This is a genomic window from Noviluteimonas lactosilytica (assembly GCF_020866925.1).
Classification (GTDB): domain Bacteria; phylum Pseudomonadota; class Gammaproteobacteria; order Xanthomonadales; family Xanthomonadaceae; genus Noviluteimonas; species Noviluteimonas lactosilytica.
Genome location: NZ_JAJGAK010000001.1, coordinates 145,195 through 159,798 on the forward strand (window position 1 = coordinate 145,195; position 14,604 = coordinate 159,798).

At 62.1% G+C, this 14,604-nt stretch carries 16 protein-coding genes; 7 read left to right on the forward strand and 9 right to left on the reverse strand.

Annotated elements, in window-relative coordinates; genetic code table 11:
* Position 1: 1 nt before the first annotated feature.
* The 3 genes from LK996_RS00740 to LK996_RS00750 all read right to left on the reverse strand — a co-directional run bounded on the left by LK996_RS00740 (position 2) and on the right by LK996_RS00750 (position 5,489).
* A complete protein-coding gene (locus tag LK996_RS00740; RefSeq protein WP_230525264.1) occupies positions 2 to 2,977 on the reverse strand; it encodes a type I restriction endonuclease subunit R in 2,976 nt (991 codons plus the stop codon).
* Positions 2,978 to 3,295: 318 nt separating this feature from the next.
* Complete coding sequence (locus LK996_RS00745) at positions 3,296 to 4,435, reverse strand: tyrosine-type recombinase/integrase (RefSeq protein WP_230525265.1); 1,140 nt, start codon at positions 4,433 to 4,435, stop codon at positions 3,296 to 3,298.
* A gap of 589 nt (positions 4,436 to 5,024) precedes the next feature.
* The gene (locus tag LK996_RS00750; protein ID WP_230525266.1) at positions 5,025 to 5,489 is read right to left on the reverse strand and encodes a hypothetical protein; all 465 of its coding nucleotides are present in this window, start codon (positions 5,487 to 5,489) and stop codon (positions 5,025 to 5,027) included.
* A gap of 130 nt (positions 5,490 to 5,619) precedes the next feature.
* Here LK996_RS00750 and LK996_RS00755 point away from each other — a divergent pair, with 130 nt between their 5' ends.
* From LK996_RS00755 to ygiD, 3 genes are read left to right on the forward strand one after another with little or no spacing between them, the layout of a single operon-like run.
* Positions 5,620 to 7,137 carry an alkaline phosphatase D family protein gene (locus LK996_RS00755; RefSeq protein ID WP_230525267.1) on the forward strand — a complete coding sequence of 506 codons (1,518 nt, stop codon included), beginning with the start codon at positions 5,620 to 5,622 and terminating at the stop codon, positions 7,135 to 7,137.
* 30 nt (positions 7,138 to 7,167) lie between these two features.
* The gene (locus LK996_RS00760; RefSeq protein ID WP_230525268.1) at positions 7,168 to 7,431 is read left to right on the forward strand and encodes a hypothetical protein; all 264 of its coding nucleotides are present in this window, start codon (positions 7,168 to 7,170) and stop codon (positions 7,429 to 7,431) included.
* Positions 7,432 to 7,485: 54 nt separating this feature from the next.
* Positions 7,486 to 8,349, forward strand: a complete 864-nt coding sequence (ygiD, locus tag LK996_RS00765) for a 4,5-DOPA-extradiol-dioxygenase (RefSeq protein ID WP_230525269.1) — start codon at positions 7,486 to 7,488, stop codon at positions 8,347 to 8,349.
* Here ygiD and LK996_RS00770 read toward each other — a convergent pair whose 3' ends face one another.
* The 6 genes from LK996_RS00770 to LK996_RS00795 form a co-directional block, all read right to left on the reverse strand.
* Positions 8,350 to 8,973 (reverse strand): DUF938 domain-containing protein, encoded by a 624-nt coding sequence (locus LK996_RS00770; RefSeq protein ID WP_230525270.1) that lies wholly within the window; start codon positions 8,971 to 8,973, stop codon positions 8,350 to 8,352.
* Between the two features lie 4 nt (positions 8,974 to 8,977).
* The gene (locus LK996_RS00775; protein WP_230525271.1) at positions 8,978 to 9,469 is read right to left on the reverse strand and encodes a YaiI/YqxD family protein; all 492 of its coding nucleotides are present in this window, start codon (positions 9,467 to 9,469) and stop codon (positions 8,978 to 8,980) included.
* Complete coding sequence (locus tag LK996_RS00780; RefSeq protein ID WP_230525272.1) at positions 9,466 to 9,612, reverse strand: hypothetical protein; 147 nt, start codon at positions 9,610 to 9,612, stop codon at positions 9,466 to 9,468. Before LK996_RS00780 ends, LK996_RS00775 begins: the two co-directional genes overlap by 4 nt.
* Before the next feature lie 126 nt (positions 9,613 to 9,738).
* Positions 9,739 to 10,767 carry a phage tail sheath family protein gene (locus LK996_RS00785; protein WP_230525273.1) on the reverse strand — a complete coding sequence of 343 codons (1,029 nt, stop codon included), beginning with the start codon at positions 10,765 to 10,767 and terminating at the stop codon, positions 9,739 to 9,741.
* Between the two features lie 224 nt (positions 10,768 to 10,991).
* Positions 10,992 to 11,360: a hypothetical protein gene (locus tag LK996_RS00790; RefSeq protein WP_230525274.1), complete on the reverse strand. Its 369-nt coding sequence runs from the start codon at positions 11,358 to 11,360 to the stop codon at positions 10,992 to 10,994.
* A 165-nt stretch (positions 11,361 to 11,525) separates the two neighbouring features.
* Complete coding sequence (locus tag LK996_RS00795; RefSeq protein ID WP_230525275.1) at positions 11,526 to 12,008, reverse strand: hypothetical protein; 483 nt, start codon at positions 12,006 to 12,008, stop codon at positions 11,526 to 11,528.
* Between the two features lie 495 nt (positions 12,009 to 12,503).
* On the opposite strand from LK996_RS00795, the gene LK996_RS00800 reads away from it, so the two are divergent.
* From LK996_RS00800 to LK996_RS00815, 4 genes are all read left to right on the forward strand, one after another.
* On the forward strand, positions 12,504 to 12,911 hold the full coding sequence (locus LK996_RS00800; protein ID WP_230525276.1) for a hypothetical protein: 408 nt from the start codon (positions 12,504 to 12,506) through the stop codon (positions 12,909 to 12,911).
* A 390-nt stretch (positions 12,912 to 13,301) separates the two neighbouring features.
* Entirely contained in the window at positions 13,302 to 13,664 is a 363-nt protein-coding gene (locus LK996_RS00805) for a hypothetical protein (RefSeq protein WP_230525277.1), read from the forward strand.
* A gap of 191 nt (positions 13,665 to 13,855) precedes the next feature.
* On the forward strand, positions 13,856 to 14,257 hold the full coding sequence (locus LK996_RS00810) for a hypothetical protein (RefSeq protein ID WP_230525278.1): 402 nt from the start codon (positions 13,856 to 13,858) through the stop codon (positions 14,255 to 14,257).
* A gap of 80 nt (positions 14,258 to 14,337) precedes the next feature.
* Entirely contained in the window at positions 14,338 to 14,598 is a 261-nt protein-coding gene (locus LK996_RS00815) for a hypothetical protein (RefSeq protein WP_230525279.1), read from the forward strand.
* Positions 14,599 to 14,604: the final 6 nt, after the last annotated feature.

The following is a 14,604-nucleotide window of genomic DNA, read 5'->3' on the forward strand; positions in this document are numbered from 1 at the left end:
CCTAGTCCTCATACACCTTGAGACCTGCGATCTCCCGCGCGCCCGAGCGCCTCTTCAGCAGTGGCAGCAGCTCGCCCATTAGCGCCAGTTCTTTCTCGGTGCGCGCCTTCCATCCCAGATTGAGCGGCGCCAGCAATTCTGTGAGCTGCTCGCCGTCGAAGATGCGGCGAGTAAGTATGGTCTCCACGAAAGCCTCCAACGCGCCTGCGGGCAAGCCGTGCCTTTCCGACAGGACAGACAGCTCGCGAGCTGCCTTGTCGGCCTTGAAATCCCGATACCCGAGGCGGATGTCACGCTCACTCAAGCCTTCGCCGGCTTTCAGGCTGCGAACGTACTCACTGATGTCCTCTCGCTCGTCCATGAACTTGGCGTCGCCGGCGATTAGACCTATCAGCTGCTCGCGACTCATAGTGGCCTTGCCAGGCGTCTTCGAGGAGTACTCGGCAATCAACTTCATGATGTAGTCATAGTCAATCGTGCTGGACGCGAACAACACAAACTCGAAATCGAGCTGATCAATGTGATCGTTCTTGGACTCGCCCGGCTTGTCCTGCTGCGCGCGGAGTCGCTGAGCAGTTTCTAGGTACGCGCCGCGGAATGAGTTGAGGACATCGCGCGGCAAGATGCGATCGATGGTCTGGGCCTGTTCCGCACTCAGATCGGTGTACTGGTCAAGCTGGGTCTTGAGCTTTTGCACCTGCTTGAAGTGTTCGACGAAGGCGGCACGAGCGGCGTCGCCCTTGAGGTTGGCGATGTCATCGGGCTTGCCAGAGAGGCCCTGCGACTGCATGAAGGTATCGAGGTTGGCTCGGGCTACCTTGAACTTCTCGATGACCACAGGCGCCGTGTCTACGAGCCAGATTTCCCGCGCTTTATCAGCCTTGGCCCCAGAGAAAAGTGCAATTGCAGCGTCTACCTCGTCCTGTTGGCCGCGAAAGTCGAGAATGTTGCCGTAAGGCTTGGTGTCGTTGAGTACGCGATTGGTTCGGCTGAAGGCCTGGATAAGACCGTGGTGCTTGAGGTTCTTATCAACGTACAGGGTATTAAGAAACTTGCTGTCGAAGCCGGTGAGTAGCATGTCCACCACAATCACTACGTCCACCTTCTCGCCACCCTTCATGGGCAGATCAGCATTTGGGAATTGTTGATCCTTGATACGCTGCTGCACGTCCTGGTAGTACGCATCGAATTCCTCGATACGGTGATTCGTGCGAAAGCGAGTGTTGTAGCGGGCGATGATGGCTTTTAAAGCAGCCTTCTTGCCCTCTGGGTCCTTCTTGTTGTCTTCCTGTTCCTGAGGAAGGTCTTCTTGCAACTGCTTGACATCGGCGCCGACGTCGGCCGGAGGGGAAAACACGGCTGCAATTTTGAGCGGCGACCACTCAGGGTCAACTTTCTGCCTGCCTGCCTGTGCCTGCTCGAAGAGCTGATGGTACTCAATGGCGTCATTGATCGAAGCTGTGGCGAGGATCGCGTTGAAGCGGCGCCCACCAGTGGCCGCATCGTGCTTACTGAGAATCGCCTCGACTACGGCCCTCTTGGCTACCAGTTCACCAGGCTTGGCTACGTGCTTTCCGTCCGGCTTGTAGTAATCGACATGGAACCGCAGAACGTTGCGATCCTCGATGGCGTGGGTGATGGTGTATTCGTGCAGAGACTTTTGAAACAAATCTTCGGTGGTCTTGAGAGTCTGCTCGTCTCCCTCGATGCGCTTGTAGCTGGCGTTCTGCTCAAAAATCGGTGTGCCAGTAAACCCAAAGAGTTGGGCCTTGGGAAAGAAGGCCTTGATGGCCTGGTGATTCTCACCGAACTGCGATCGGTGGCACTCATCGAAGATGAACACAATGCGCTTGTCACGCAGCGGCTCCAACTTCTGGCGGTAGTCGGCGCGCGAGGAGTCTAGTGCGCGACCGAGCTTCTGGATGGTGGTGACGATCACTTTGTCGGCGAAGTCGTCCGAGGTGAGACGCCGCACTAGGGAGTCGGTGTTTGTGTTCTCCTCGACGCACCCTTCTTGGAAGCGATTAAACTCTTCTCGGGTCTGTCGATCCAAGTCCTTGCGATCTACCACGAACAGGCACTTCTCGATGGCCGGATTGGCCTTGAGCAAGGTGGATGCTTTGAAGCTGGTGAGGGTCTTGCCACTGCCGGTCGTGTGCCAGATATAGCCGTTGCCAAGGTTAGTATCGATGCACTCGACGATATTCTTGACCGCGTAGATCTGATACGGCCGCATCATCAGCAGCTTCTGCTCACTGGCCACGAGAACCATGTAGCGGCTGATCATTTGCCCTAACGTACATTTCGCCAGGAACGCATCAGCGAATGCGTCGATGCCGTTGATCTTGCTGTTGTCCGGCGAGGCGAACTGGTAGATGGGCAGGAAGCGCTCATCAGCATTGAACGCGAAGTGGCGCGCGTTGTTGTTCGCGAAATAATAGGTAAAGTCACGGTTGCTGACGATAAACAGCTGGATAAAGCACAGCAGCGTGCGGCTGTAGCCATTGCCAGCATCGTTCTTGTACTCGACGACCTGTTCAATTGCGCGGCGCGGGGTTATGCCAAGCGTCTTTAATTCGATCTGGACGGCAGGGACGCCATTGATCAACAGGATTACGTCGTAGCGGTGGTGACTATTGTCGGTGTTGATGCGCAACTGACTGGCGACTTCAAACGTGTTTTTGCACCAATCAGTGATATTGACCAGCGTGTAGTTCAACGGCGTGCCATCGTCGCGCGTGAAAGCATTGCGGTGGCGCAGCGTATGCGCAGCTTTGAACACGTTGGGAGTGACAATCTCCTCCAATAGGCGTTGAAATTCGGCGTCCGTCAGGGTGACCCGGTTAAGAGCTTGAAATTTATCGCGGAAGTTGCGCTCCAACGAGGCTCGGTCGCGAATGTCCGGGCGCAAGGTGTACTTGAGGTCGCCGAGCTTTTCGATCAGCTCCTGCTCGATGGTGCTTTCCCTAACGTGCATGAATCCTCATCCTCATTTGCGCCCATGAACAACGTTCCGGCGACCTGTCGGTCAAGAAACTAAATCGAATGGCTCGGAATCCGACCGGGCGGCAGGCCGCAAGACGCCGAGCATCTCCGACGCTTCGTCGCGGTCTACGGCGCGCTTGTAAGCTCCCCGCCCCATTCCTGCCGCCCTCCTTAGTCCATGGTATCGCGACGACGGGCCGCGCAGGCTGGGAGCACGCGATCAGCGGCTTCGCTCCCCTTTTCAGCAGAAACCGCCTTCGACTGGGGACGAGGGCCCAATGCTGCGGGCGGCCCCAAGTTCATCGGTTGGCTAAACGAAATTAACGAGAGACAGGCGTTCGCGCGCGGCGGTTTGAGCCAGGTGCCCGTAATGCTTGTCGATCATGACCAACGACGTCCCGACCAATCGAGCAACATCCAGGGGTGACAGGCCGCCACCTATGGCTTCGGTGATGAAGCTGTGGCGCAGGGTATAGAGGCAGACCCCGGCTGGCAGCTTCGCCGCGGTTGCCGCATCGCGCACCAGCTTGTCCCAATCGGAGGGCGCCCACGGCTTGCCGTCGTCGCGGACGAAAAGGTTGTCGGCGGCTGACTTGTCGCGCGCAAGTCTCGCGAAGAGCGCAACGGCAGGTGGCGACAGCGGAACAGATCGTTTACCGGTCTTCCCGTCAAACGTCATAGAGGAAGTCCTCGCATCGAACTGCGAACACTTGGCGGCGGTCAGTTCGCCAGCTCGCGCCCCGGTGAGCATTACAGCTTCGATCAAGTCGCGTACGCCGCCGTTGGAGCTGGCGAGAAGCGCCCGGCGCTGCGCCAAATCAAGAAACAGGTCGCGACGGTTGTCGACCTTGAAGGGCTTGACCAGGCCCCACTCGATGCCCCGCTCCGCCGAGACATACCGGCGCGTGACCGCGTAATTCAATGCTGCCTTCAGCGACGTGAGCGTGCGATTGAGGCTCGCCTTCGATAGCCCAGGCTGGCGGCAATCCGGCTTCGCCAGTTCATCGCGCCAGTCCTCGATGCGCTTTTGCGTGATCTTGGTAAGGGCCAAGCGGCCAATCGGTGCGTCGTAAACCGTTCGCTTGAAGCGGAGCTCGGCATCGTGTGCAGCCGCTTTCCCCCTCCGCTTTTCGCAGTCCTGCACATATTCCCGACAAGCGTCTGCGACGCTATCGATACTCGTAAGCGTGACCCCAGCATCGATGTGCCGCTTCCAAGCCAGCGCGCTATTGCGCGCCGCTTCGTAGTCAAGACCGGGGGAGACCGGCCCAACGCTGTGATAGCGGTGGCGCTTCTCGTCGTCGTGAACCCGCGCAATCCAAGTACCGCCGGTCTTGGTACGTCGGAACCCCAGGAATAGCCCGCGAGCGATCGGAGCTCCCCAATACGGTTCGCGCCTCGGTTTCAGCCGACTTCGGACCGTCGCTTTATCGATGCTCAGTCGCGCCATGATGCGATCCGTACGGACGTAGTACGGATACACTCTAGCGGATTACGCTGGACCTGTACAGATGTTTTGTTATATATTTCAACACATTAGAGGACTTGCGTGGAAGGCTGTGGATCAGATTTATTGCCTTCACACGGCAAGGGTCGCAGGTTCGAACCCTGCACCGCCCACCAGATTTGAAGCGAAAGGCCACCTTCGGGTGGCCTTTTTTCGTTTCAGTGCCCCGGCGGCAAACCACTGATTTAGACTCGGCTCCATCAGGGGATGTGCAGGGGCACCGCATGACGGAACGCAATGCGTTCGAGGCTGCAGCATCGAGTTTCGTGCATGACTTGGACGCGATCCGGGAGATGCTGGACCCTGTGATGTTCATGGCCTACTCCGTCCATAAGGATCTGCGCAAAAAGCACCTCAATCTGCTCGAAGAGCATGGGACGCTCCGTGAGGCTCATCCGAAAGGCGACAGACCCAACGTCCGCTTTGGGTCGGAAGCGGTCACTGCCACCCGGCGCAAACCCGCGCCTGCCGAAGGGCGCATCAGCCTGGGCATTCGGAATTGGTCTGCCCCCTTGCTACCAGCCAGACGCAGTCATAGGCACGTCCGTTCGTCGTCGACGCCGTCGCGCCATTTCAGGAAGAACGCGTCGACCGCATTGTGCTCCCTGCGTCGGCTGGCGATGCTGGGCGCGTACTCCTTGCCGAGCATATCGGCCACTTGGCGTGTCAGCGCGGCCACCTCGGGCGCGCGCAATTCGGCGCCTTCGTCCACGGAAAGGTAGGTGACGCCATCCGCCAGGCTGACGAGCCGCATCATCTGGGCGGTGTCGCAATACAACAGGACACCCATACGCGCGTCGTGCGACTTCAGTGCGACGATGCCGCGTGCACGATTCCGCTTCGCGTAGTCGACCAGAAGGTCCCTGGCCTCCACGAACCTCGCGTCGGACAAGCGGCCGCTGTACGAGTCGGCCGCGGTCACCGTGGGATAGAGGATCCATACGGCCGCGGCGATGGCCATCAGGGAGACTGCGACGGCGATGTCCTTCGTCTTCATCTGCAACTCCTCCGTATGGCAACCGGGCGAAGCTTATGCAAGCAGAGCCCGGCGAACAAACGCAAATTCGAAGCCGATGAGTTCGTCGTGAGCTAGGCTACCGGTCCTGCTTTTATTCCCGGAAGCCGCCATGAAACGATGGGACCAGGGCCGCGTCGCGCACATCATCCCGACCTCCAGCCACGCCCGGTTCCTCATCAAGGTGTCCGTCACCGAAGCGCTCACCGCGACACCGTACCTCGCCGTGAACGAACGCAAGATCGCAGGTTCCCAGCGCGGGCCGAGCGGGCGCTTCTGGCGATTCGACGTCGAAGGGTTGGAACCAGCGACGCAGTACGAGCTGCGGTTGTTCGATGCTGGCGGCGCGCCGCTGTGCGATCCGTGGCCGCTGCGCACCTTCCCGCGTCCCGACGCTGCCGCGGAAAGGCTACGCATCCTCGCCTACACGTGTCCCGGCGGTTTCGACGGCCCACCGTTCCAGGGCAAGACCTTCTGGCTCGACATGGATGCGCGTCGGGCCCTGCTCGCGCGCGGGTTGTCTTTCGAACCCGACGTGGTGATCTCCAACGGCGACCAGATCTACTGGGACCTCAAGACCGTCCTCAACAAACCGTTCGCGAAATATTTCCAGGAACAGGTGTGGCCGCAGTTCGGCGATCCGCTCGACGTCGGCGTGCCGATGCTCCACCCGCGCAACATCGCCACCTTCACCGCCGTGTGCGACTACCAGATCGCTGGACTCTACGGCGCGAGCCTGCGATCGATCCCGTCGTTCTTCCTGACCGACGACCACGACTTGTTCGAGAACGACGAGTTCACCGCGGGCATCGCCTCGTTGCCGCCGGACACCTATGGCACGCTCGGCGCCGAGCAGACGCAGGATCTCTACTACCCCGAGTTCCTGCCCGACGCCAACCGGCCAGCGTGGCTGCCGGGCGGCGACAAGGCGTGGACTGCGCCAGGGTGCAACTTCACCTTCGGCACCTTGCGCTACGGCACCTTGCTGGAAGTTGTGCTCTACGACTGCCGCCGATACGTCAACTACAAGGGCAACCAGGCGACCATCATTCCGAAATGGGCCGAGGACTGGCTGCTCTCGCGCACCCTGGCCGAAGATACGGCGCAGTTCATCCATGCGCCGTCGCTGCCGTTCGCGTATTCCTCGGGCAAGCTAGGCGACTGGTATCCCGATTTGCTCGACGCCGAATCCGGGCAACTGGTGCTCTACGAGGCGAAACCCGGCTGGCAACGCGGTTGGCTGCACCAACACCAGCGCCTGATCGGCGCGCTTGCCGCGCAGAAGCAACGTGCGCCGCTGCTCGTGCAGGGCGACTTCCACGCCTCGGGCGCGGGCGCGGTACATCGATCCGGTGAACTGAAGTTCGATCGGCACGTGCACGTCGTGACGGGCGGCACCCTCGCCAGCGGCGACATCGCCTTCCCCTCGTGTTTCCGGGGCGTCGACTCCAAGCCGTCGCAGTTGATCGGAATGGATGAAGTGCTCGCGCCTACCGAGAAGAACGGGTTCTCCATCATCGACGTGACGCCGGAAAAAATAAGCATCCGGATGTTCGCCTGGCGGCCGCCGGAATCCGTCGAGGCCATCGCGCACCTGGAGCCGATGCTGGTATATGAAGTCGCGCGTTGACCGCAGACTTGCATCGAACCGGGGGCCCACATGGACATCATCGGACCTGTTTTTGGTCTTGTCGTATCAGCCTGGCTCTTGATGCACCATTACCGTCTGTTCCGCGCGTTTTGGTTTCCTGAGACAGCGGACGACCGCGCGCGGCTCGCGGCCAATGTGTTCGGCAGGCGCTTCGCTCTTTTCCTCCGCTGGAGCAGCCCGTTCATGCTCGTGCTCTACGCGTTGGGGGTATTGCTCAACTTCGTCCTGCTCGTAGTCGGCGCGTGGCAGCGCGTTGGCGCAAGCACGGGCTAAGGGAAGTCGTCTCGCTCACCGAGTCCTTCACGCAGCGTGCGCGAGCATCGCGGCATGAGCGCCTCGCCCCACATGCCAGCGCTGTTCCTCGGCCATGGCAGCCCGATGAACGCACTGGAACGCAACCGCTACTCGGCGGCCTGGCGTGCAGTCGGCGCGCAGGTGCCGCGACCGCGCGCGATCCTGATGGTGTCCGCGCACGGGTACATCAACGCCACTGCGGTGACGGCGATGGCGCGCCCGAAAACGATCCACGACTTCTACGGGTTTCCGAAGGCGTTGTTCGACGTGCAATACCCGGCGCCCGGGCTTCCGGAACTCGCGGAGGAAGTCGCCGATGTCGTGCACCCCGAGTATGTCGGTGCGGATCGCGACAGCTGGGGGCTCGACCACGGAACATGGTCGGTGCTCGTCCATGCGTTTCCCGATGCCGACATCCCCGTCGTGCAACTGTCGATCAACGCGGCAAAACCGCCCGAGTATCACCTGGCGCTGGGAGCACGACTCGCCGCACTACGAGACCGCGGCGTGCTCGTGATGGGAAGCGGCAACGTGGTGCACAACCTTCGCGCCATCGACTGGAATGCAAAGGACGAAGGGTTCGATTGGGCGCGACGGTTCAACAAGGATGCGATTGCGATCGCGACGTCGACGCCTGGGAACACGCCCGCGCTGATGCATCGGCAAGACTTCCTCCAGGTCGCGCCCACGCCCGAACACTTCCTTCCCTTTCTTTACGTCGCAGGGTTTGGCGCCGAGACGAACCAGCCGCTCGACGTCGTGATCGACGGATACGCCTACGGGTCGCTATCGATGACCTGTTTCTCGGTGGGCATGGAACAACCGGCTAGCCAGCAGGTCTCTGCGGGGGCAGCGGACCTGGGCAGCAACGCGCCGCCTGAGAACGCGAACATCTGATCAACCGATCATCCCGCGCAGACTCGAAGTTCCATCGCGCCGCCAGATCAGGCAACGGTTGTTCGCCGGCATCGCCACGTCGTCGACGACGCGCAGACCGACTTGCGCGGCGAGCGCCTGCACCGCTTCGACATCGCGGATGCCGGAACGCGGATCGCGCGCCTTCAGCCACGCATCGAAGTCGCGGTTGCTCTCGCTCGTGTAGCTTCCACCCGCATTGAAGGGGCCATACACGACGAGCATGCCGGCAGCGTCGAGCACCTGCCCGACGCCCGCGAAGAACGCCTCGACCCCGGGCCAGCCGACGATGTGCAGGATGTTGGCGCTGAACACCGCGTCGTAGGGGCCGGTCGGCCACGGCCCGCTCACGTCCAGCGCGAGCGGCGGCGGTGTGTTGGGCAGGCCTGCCTCGTCCAGCCACTGGCGAATGCCGGGCAATTGCGGCGGGAGATCGGCGCACTGCCAGGACAGCCAGGGCATCGCGGCCGCGAAATGCACGGCGTGCTGCCCGGTGCCGCTGCCTACTTCGAGCACGCTGCGGCAGTCGGCGAACTGCGTACGCAGCACCTCGAGGATCGGCTCACGGTTGCGCTCGCATGCGGGCGCGAAGGGCTTGGCGTCCATGCCGTCAGCCTGCGGCGCGACTGCGCTTGGGCCGTTGCGCTAGCCAGCGATCAAGCGCATTGGCGAACGCCTGGCGATCGCGTGCGTGGAAGGCGGATGGGCCGCCTGTCTGAACGCCGGCGCCGCGCAACTCCTCCATGAAATTCCGCATCGACAGGCGCTCTGCCATGTTGTCGGGGGTATACCGCTCACCGCGCGGATTGACCGCCACCCCACCCTTCTCGATCACGCGTGCGGCCAGCGGGATGTCCTGGGTGACGACCAGGTCGCCGGGCTGCAGACGCTCCACGATCTCGCTGTCCGCCACGTCGAACCCACCTTGCACCTGGAGCGCGCGGATGTACTGCGAAGGCGGACATCGCAGCCACTGATTGGCGACGAGGGTGACGCGAATGCGCTCGCGCTCTGCTGCGCGGAACAGGATCTCCTTGATCACGCCCGGGCAGGCGTCGCCGTCGACCCAGATTTGCGGCGGGTCTGCGTCGGAGGCGTTCACTTTTGGGGAGGCGTCTCGCGTACGGCATCGGCGGGCTTCGCAGCTTCGCGCGCGGCCTTCTTCTTGGCCTGCTTTTCGTCCTGTTGCTTCTTCTTCGCGATCTCGCGCTGGCGCTTTTCGAATGAGTAGTTGGGCTTTGCCAAAGGGCTTTCTCGCAAGGATTGGGGAGGAAACAGGCTGACACGATCGATGTCGCGGCGATGCTCAGGCGGCGGCAGAGCTACTCCACGCGGTCAAACGGCCGCTTTCGGGTGCGGAGCGAACCCAATCTAGGGCACGGGCGCGACGTACTGCAACACGATTACGATGAACTCCCCTGCCCTCGACGGCGCCACGCCGAACTCCAGGTTGAGGATCCCCGCTTCGACATCCATCGCGGTCGTCGTGCTCGCGTCGCAACGCACGAAGTAGCTTTCGTTCGGCGATCGGCCCTGGAACGCGCCCTGCTTCCAGAGCCCGTGCAGGAAGGCGCCGACGTCGCGTTGCAGCTTTGCCCACGACGTTTCGTCGTTGGGTTCGAACGTCGCCCATTGCGTGCCACGTCGCACGCTCTGCTCGATGAACAACACGAGTCGGCGCACGGGGACGTACTTGTACTGGTCGGCCAACGCATCCGCGCCGCGGCGTGTGCGGGCGCCCCAGGCGACGAGCCCGGTGTTCGGAAACACGCGCAGCGCATTGATGCCGTTGCGACTGAGTCGCTCGTTCGCCGCATCGTCCAGCGCTTCGGTCAGGTCGGCGACACCCACGAGATGCGCGTCCGTTCCCGCCGGCGCCTTCCACACGCCTCGCGTGGCATCCGTGCGCGCGTACAGCCCCGCGATGGCGCCGGAGATCGGCCTCGTAGCCTGTGGAAAGTAGACGGCGGCGTTGCGCGAGTTCGGCAACTTGAGGGTCAACGCTGCAAACGACTCCTGCGTCGTCTCCGCAGGCAACTCCATGATGTAGAACGCGCGCAGCTTCTCGCACAATCGTGCGGCATCTTCGAAGACGATGCTTGCGTCGATTTCCGACAACACGCAGGTGTCCGGCACGCAAAGCAGGTTGAACAAGTCGATTTCACGGAGCTGCTGGAGCGAGACAAGCAACGCCGCGGCATCGCCGAGCGTCTCCACGCGCACCACCCAGGCATCGGTGCCGCCGTTCTCGAAGAACTGTTGCACCGCCCACGCCATCGGCGCGCCGTCAAACGTTCCGCCGAACGTGCGTTCGAATGCGACATGGCCATCGATGCGCACCGGCGTTCCGATCGGGCCGTTCGGCGCGTAGCCGACAAACGCGGCAATGGCTGTCGGCACGCCTTCGATGAAACGCGGTGGCGGTGTCTCGACGATGTCGATGTACGGCTCCGTCTTGCGATGCTCAGCTGCCGCCCGGGACTACGCGCGGCGCGTCCGGCGTCGGCCACGAATCCGACGGTCGGTCGCTACGACAACCCCGCTCTCTGGGTGAACGAAAACGAACATCTACGCGCAAGGGGAACGTGTCTATCGGACAGACGCGAACTGCGGCTGTCGCAGCCTCAAGCCATGTTGGCGATCTTCGGCAAGTAGAAGTACGCCAGCAACAACCCCACCGCGCAGAACATCGCCAGGAACAGGTTGAGCGCGGCAATCACCGCAGCCGCGAACAGGCGCGTATCGATTGGGCGCCGCGAACGCCACAGGTAGATTCCAAGCATGGCGGACATGGCCGTGCACGTACCCAGCAACATCGGCGCGCGGGAAAGCCACCCCAACCAGGCACGGGAGACAGCGGGCACGACGGGGCCAAACGATTCAATGTGGCTGGCGGGGTATTGGGCGAGAACGCCGGCGAGGAACGCGGCAGTCGTCAACGTGCCTATCAAACCCGCCAGGTAGATCCAAACAGCGACAATCGCTTTAACCATGGTTGATCTCCCCGGATCCCGATGACTGAACTGCCCTCGGCCAGGACGAACGTTAGCAAGCGGCTCCGCCTTGCGCGATCTCGGCCCGCTTGAGCGCGCGCGCCAACCTGCGCGCATGCCGCAATGCCCGCTTCTCGGAATTTGCGGGAACGAATGGACGTCCGCTCAGCCTGCGCCCAGCAGCGCGTCGACCCGTCCCCTGACCCGGGCGACTTCGTCGGGGATCATCTCGGCAACCCGGACGAACAAATCATGGGTTGCCGACCTGTCCGGATTCGACCACACCAATTGCGAGATGCAGCCATCGGTCACGCGAACCGCCGCGGCGCGTTGCGCCAGGTCGCGCGTGACCTCTTCCAGGTCGAACAGCCTTTCCATGCGCAGGAGGTGGTCCCACGCGCGCGTATCGCGTGGTCTCACGGTCATCGGAGCGGGCTCGGGAGAAACGCGGGCGACGCGACCGCGTGCCACGGCCCCCATGCCATTGTGCGTGATCAGTTCCGTCAGTTCGGGCACGAGCGCGGAGGTGCGCCTGACGGTCTCGCGGATCTGTGCCAGTTCCTGGCGCAACGCGGCGCGCAGGAGCGCGCGTTCGTCCCGCGCGGCGGCGAGCCGGGACGACAAGGACTCCAGTGCGGGCTTATCCACCGGCTGAGCCTAAGAGGGGATTCATTAGCGCTGCGTCAGGATCCGACAAGGCTGCGCCAAGGCCTTGCGGCGGCGCCAGGACGCCACGACGAAAGCGCAGCGAAGATCAGCGCACCGGCGCCGAGCGCTACCGCAGGGACGCAGTAGCAACGGCCGACAGGAAGACCCGTCCCCCGGCAAGTGCGCTGGCGGCTGATGCGATCGCAAACAGCCAAATCAGGATGCGCTGTTTCATTTCGATGCCTCGAGAAGGTGGCTCGGAAATCCTTCCCGCATCCCCTTTGCAACTGGACCCATCGGAATTAAGCCCGACAAATCGAATGTCTGCCATGGTCGTGAGCGGTCACTCCGTGACCGCCTGTCACGCGGGTAGCCGGAGGGGCCGCCGAATGTCCGCTTACGACCCAAAGCGGACATTCGCTCGGAGGGCGCCATCGGTCCAGAGCCTGCTACGCTCGTCTCAAAGCGCTCGACTCAGAGTCACTGGATAGCCTCATGGATAACGGCTGGATCCTTACCGCCGCGTTGCTGGCGCTGGCCGGGCCCGCATTCGCAACACCTGTCGACGGCGCCCTGCGAGTCGACTTGAACGGTGACGGCAAAGCGGAAGCAGTGACAGTCAAGCAGTCACCAAAGACCATCACTCTCGACGTTCAGTCGAATGTTTCCGGCGAACCGCAAACGCTTGAATTTGGCGTGGATCGCGCGCGCCAAGATGCTGTCTGCAAGTCTCCGGTGGAGCTAAAGGTCGTTGATCTGTTGTGCGATCCCATGGACGAACCGTTGTCCGGCTGCAAGGTGGGCAACGGCGCAAAAGGGCTAATCCTCGTCGACGGCGAGTGCGACCCGATCCAACTCTACTGGGATCATGAAAACGAAAAGCTGACTTGGTGGCGTCTGTAATCGCGGTCTGCACGGCTCGCGTAGCTTTCACGAGCTTCCGCTTTTGGCCGATAGCGGACATCGTTCATCGGAGGAATGAATTGGACGCGCGATGCAATATCTGTGGGCGTCTACTGAATAACGCTGGCGATCCCCTTTCCGTTGATTGCGGCGGGGATTGCTGGGGTTGCATCGGCCCGATGGAAGCCGGTTGGCCACCGTCAGCCACGAAGGTCGCTGAAGAGATCCTTGAGGGGCTCCGGGAGCCGGATGGGACGGCGAAACCACCGCCCGACTAATGTCCGCTTCTGGCCGATAGCGGACACTCGTCCCGGTGGCAGCTTCCGACCCAAAGCGGACATTCGATAGGATCATGTGGGGCCGATCCGAGCTCGTTGAGTGCCAGCACACATGAAGGAATCAAAGCGCACGATTACCTCCGGTGCGGCCATCGTGGTCGGCACTCTGGTCGTGAACCTGCCGGTGTTCGCGCTGCTTGCCGGCCCTGCGTTCATCGCGTCGAGCATGGGGCGCGACGACCTGACGCTCGGGATCTTGCTCTTGTCGTTCGTTGCAGCCTGGGGCTGGTGGTCGCTTTCCGTGCCCCGCTGGCGCTTGTGGGCGTATGAGCGCGTCGAGAGCACATCCGAAGTCCATCGAAAAGCCTTAGCCGCTGGTTTGCTTTGGCCTCGGGGCAGCTTCCTCGAGCGCACTGAGTTCAAAAGCCTTGCCCAGCGAAAGCGGCAAGAGCAACTGGAGCGCCGCTTTCCGTAGATATCCGCTCCTGGCAGACAGTGGTGCGGCCCGCGGTCTGGCGATGCGCAAGGCTTGGTAAGCTCAGCGGAAATAAAGCCCGGTCACGTAGGCTGCGGCGGCAAAGGGGAAACCAGCCAATGCGCAGGATCGGAATTGGAGTGGCGCTAGCGTGTGCCTTTTCCTCATGCACCACTGACGCAGACCGCCCGTTGCCCGAGTTGCGCGTCGCGGCTACGACTGAAGATGCAGTCGTCGTCACGATGTACAACCTTGTCACGACGCCGGAACGTTACGACGGCAAAGTCGTGCACGTGATCGGCGTTGGCCGCTTCGAGTCGGGGTTTGGTGCCGAGGATGCGTGGGCGCTTTATCCGACGCACGATGACTCGAATCACATGACCTGTTCGATGGTTTACGTCGAGAACCTGGTTCCCGAACTCCAGCCAGAGACACCGAAGCTCGCAGCCTTGATGGACAAGTACGTATGGGTCACCGGGACGTTCAGGGCAGCGCCCCCGTTGGCTCCCGGCGTAATTTCCATGCGCCCTTGCCCAAACGCGGGCGAGCTGCATGCGGTTACTCAGGTCAGCCATTGGGAGTACGGAGACTGACACGGGGAGGATGCATGCGCGACCTGACCGATTCAGGTTGAAGAGGTGCAGCGTCCGGGGATGGGCGCTATGTTCGGCGCGTGAAGCTCACCGTCTACCGCGCAAGCGCCGGATTCGTCGTTTCGCCCGATTGCATGCAGGCGCCGTTGGCTGTTCAACAGGCGCACCCCGCGGTGTGCAATTGCGGGGAGTTCAACGTCCCGAACGACGGCACGGCGCGTCTGCTGCGACGGATCACGCGCGATGGCTTTGTCTTCGTCGGCGAAGGCGACCCGACGGCCTACGAGGTGCTCGTTCGCCTGTGCTCCGAGCGCTACCCCGAAGCCGATCGCTCCGACTGATCAACT

What these genes read in the sequence shown, in the direction of transcription:
- LK996_RS00740 (WP_230525264.1), bottom strand. Translation starts at nt 2,977, where the DNA reads ATGCACGTTAGGGAAAGCACCATCGAGCAGGAGCTGATCGAAAAGCTC.
- LK996_RS00745 (WP_230525265.1), bottom strand. Translation starts at nt 4,435, where the DNA reads ATGGCGCGACTGAGCATCGATAAAGCGACGGTCCGAAGTCGGCTGAAA.
- LK996_RS00750 (WP_230525266.1), bottom strand. Translation starts at nt 5,489, where the DNA reads ATGAAGACGAAGGACATCGCCGTCGCAGTCTCCCTGATGGCCATCGCC.
- LK996_RS00755 (WP_230525267.1), top strand. Translation starts at nt 5,620, where the DNA reads ATGAAACGATGGGACCAGGGCCGCGTCGCGCACATCATCCCGACCTCC.
- LK996_RS00760 (WP_230525268.1), top strand. Translation starts at nt 7,168, where the DNA reads ATGGACATCATCGGACCTGTTTTTGGTCTTGTCGTATCAGCCTGGCTC.
- ygiD (WP_230525269.1), top strand. Translation starts at nt 7,486, where the DNA reads ATGAGCGCCTCGCCCCACATGCCAGCGCTGTTCCTCGGCCATGGCAGC.
- LK996_RS00770 (WP_230525270.1), bottom strand. Translation starts at nt 8,973, where the DNA reads ATGGACGCCAAGCCCTTCGCGCCCGCATGCGAGCGCAACCGTGAGCCG.
- LK996_RS00790 (WP_230525274.1), bottom strand. Translation starts at nt 11,360, where the DNA reads ATGGTTAAAGCGATTGTCGCTGTTTGGATCTACCTGGCGGGTTTGATA.
- LK996_RS00800 (WP_230525276.1), top strand. Translation starts at nt 12,504, where the DNA reads ATGGATAACGGCTGGATCCTTACCGCCGCGTTGCTGGCGCTGGCCGGG.
- LK996_RS00805 (WP_230525277.1), top strand. Translation starts at nt 13,302, where the DNA reads ATGAAGGAATCAAAGCGCACGATTACCTCCGGTGCGGCCATCGTGGTC.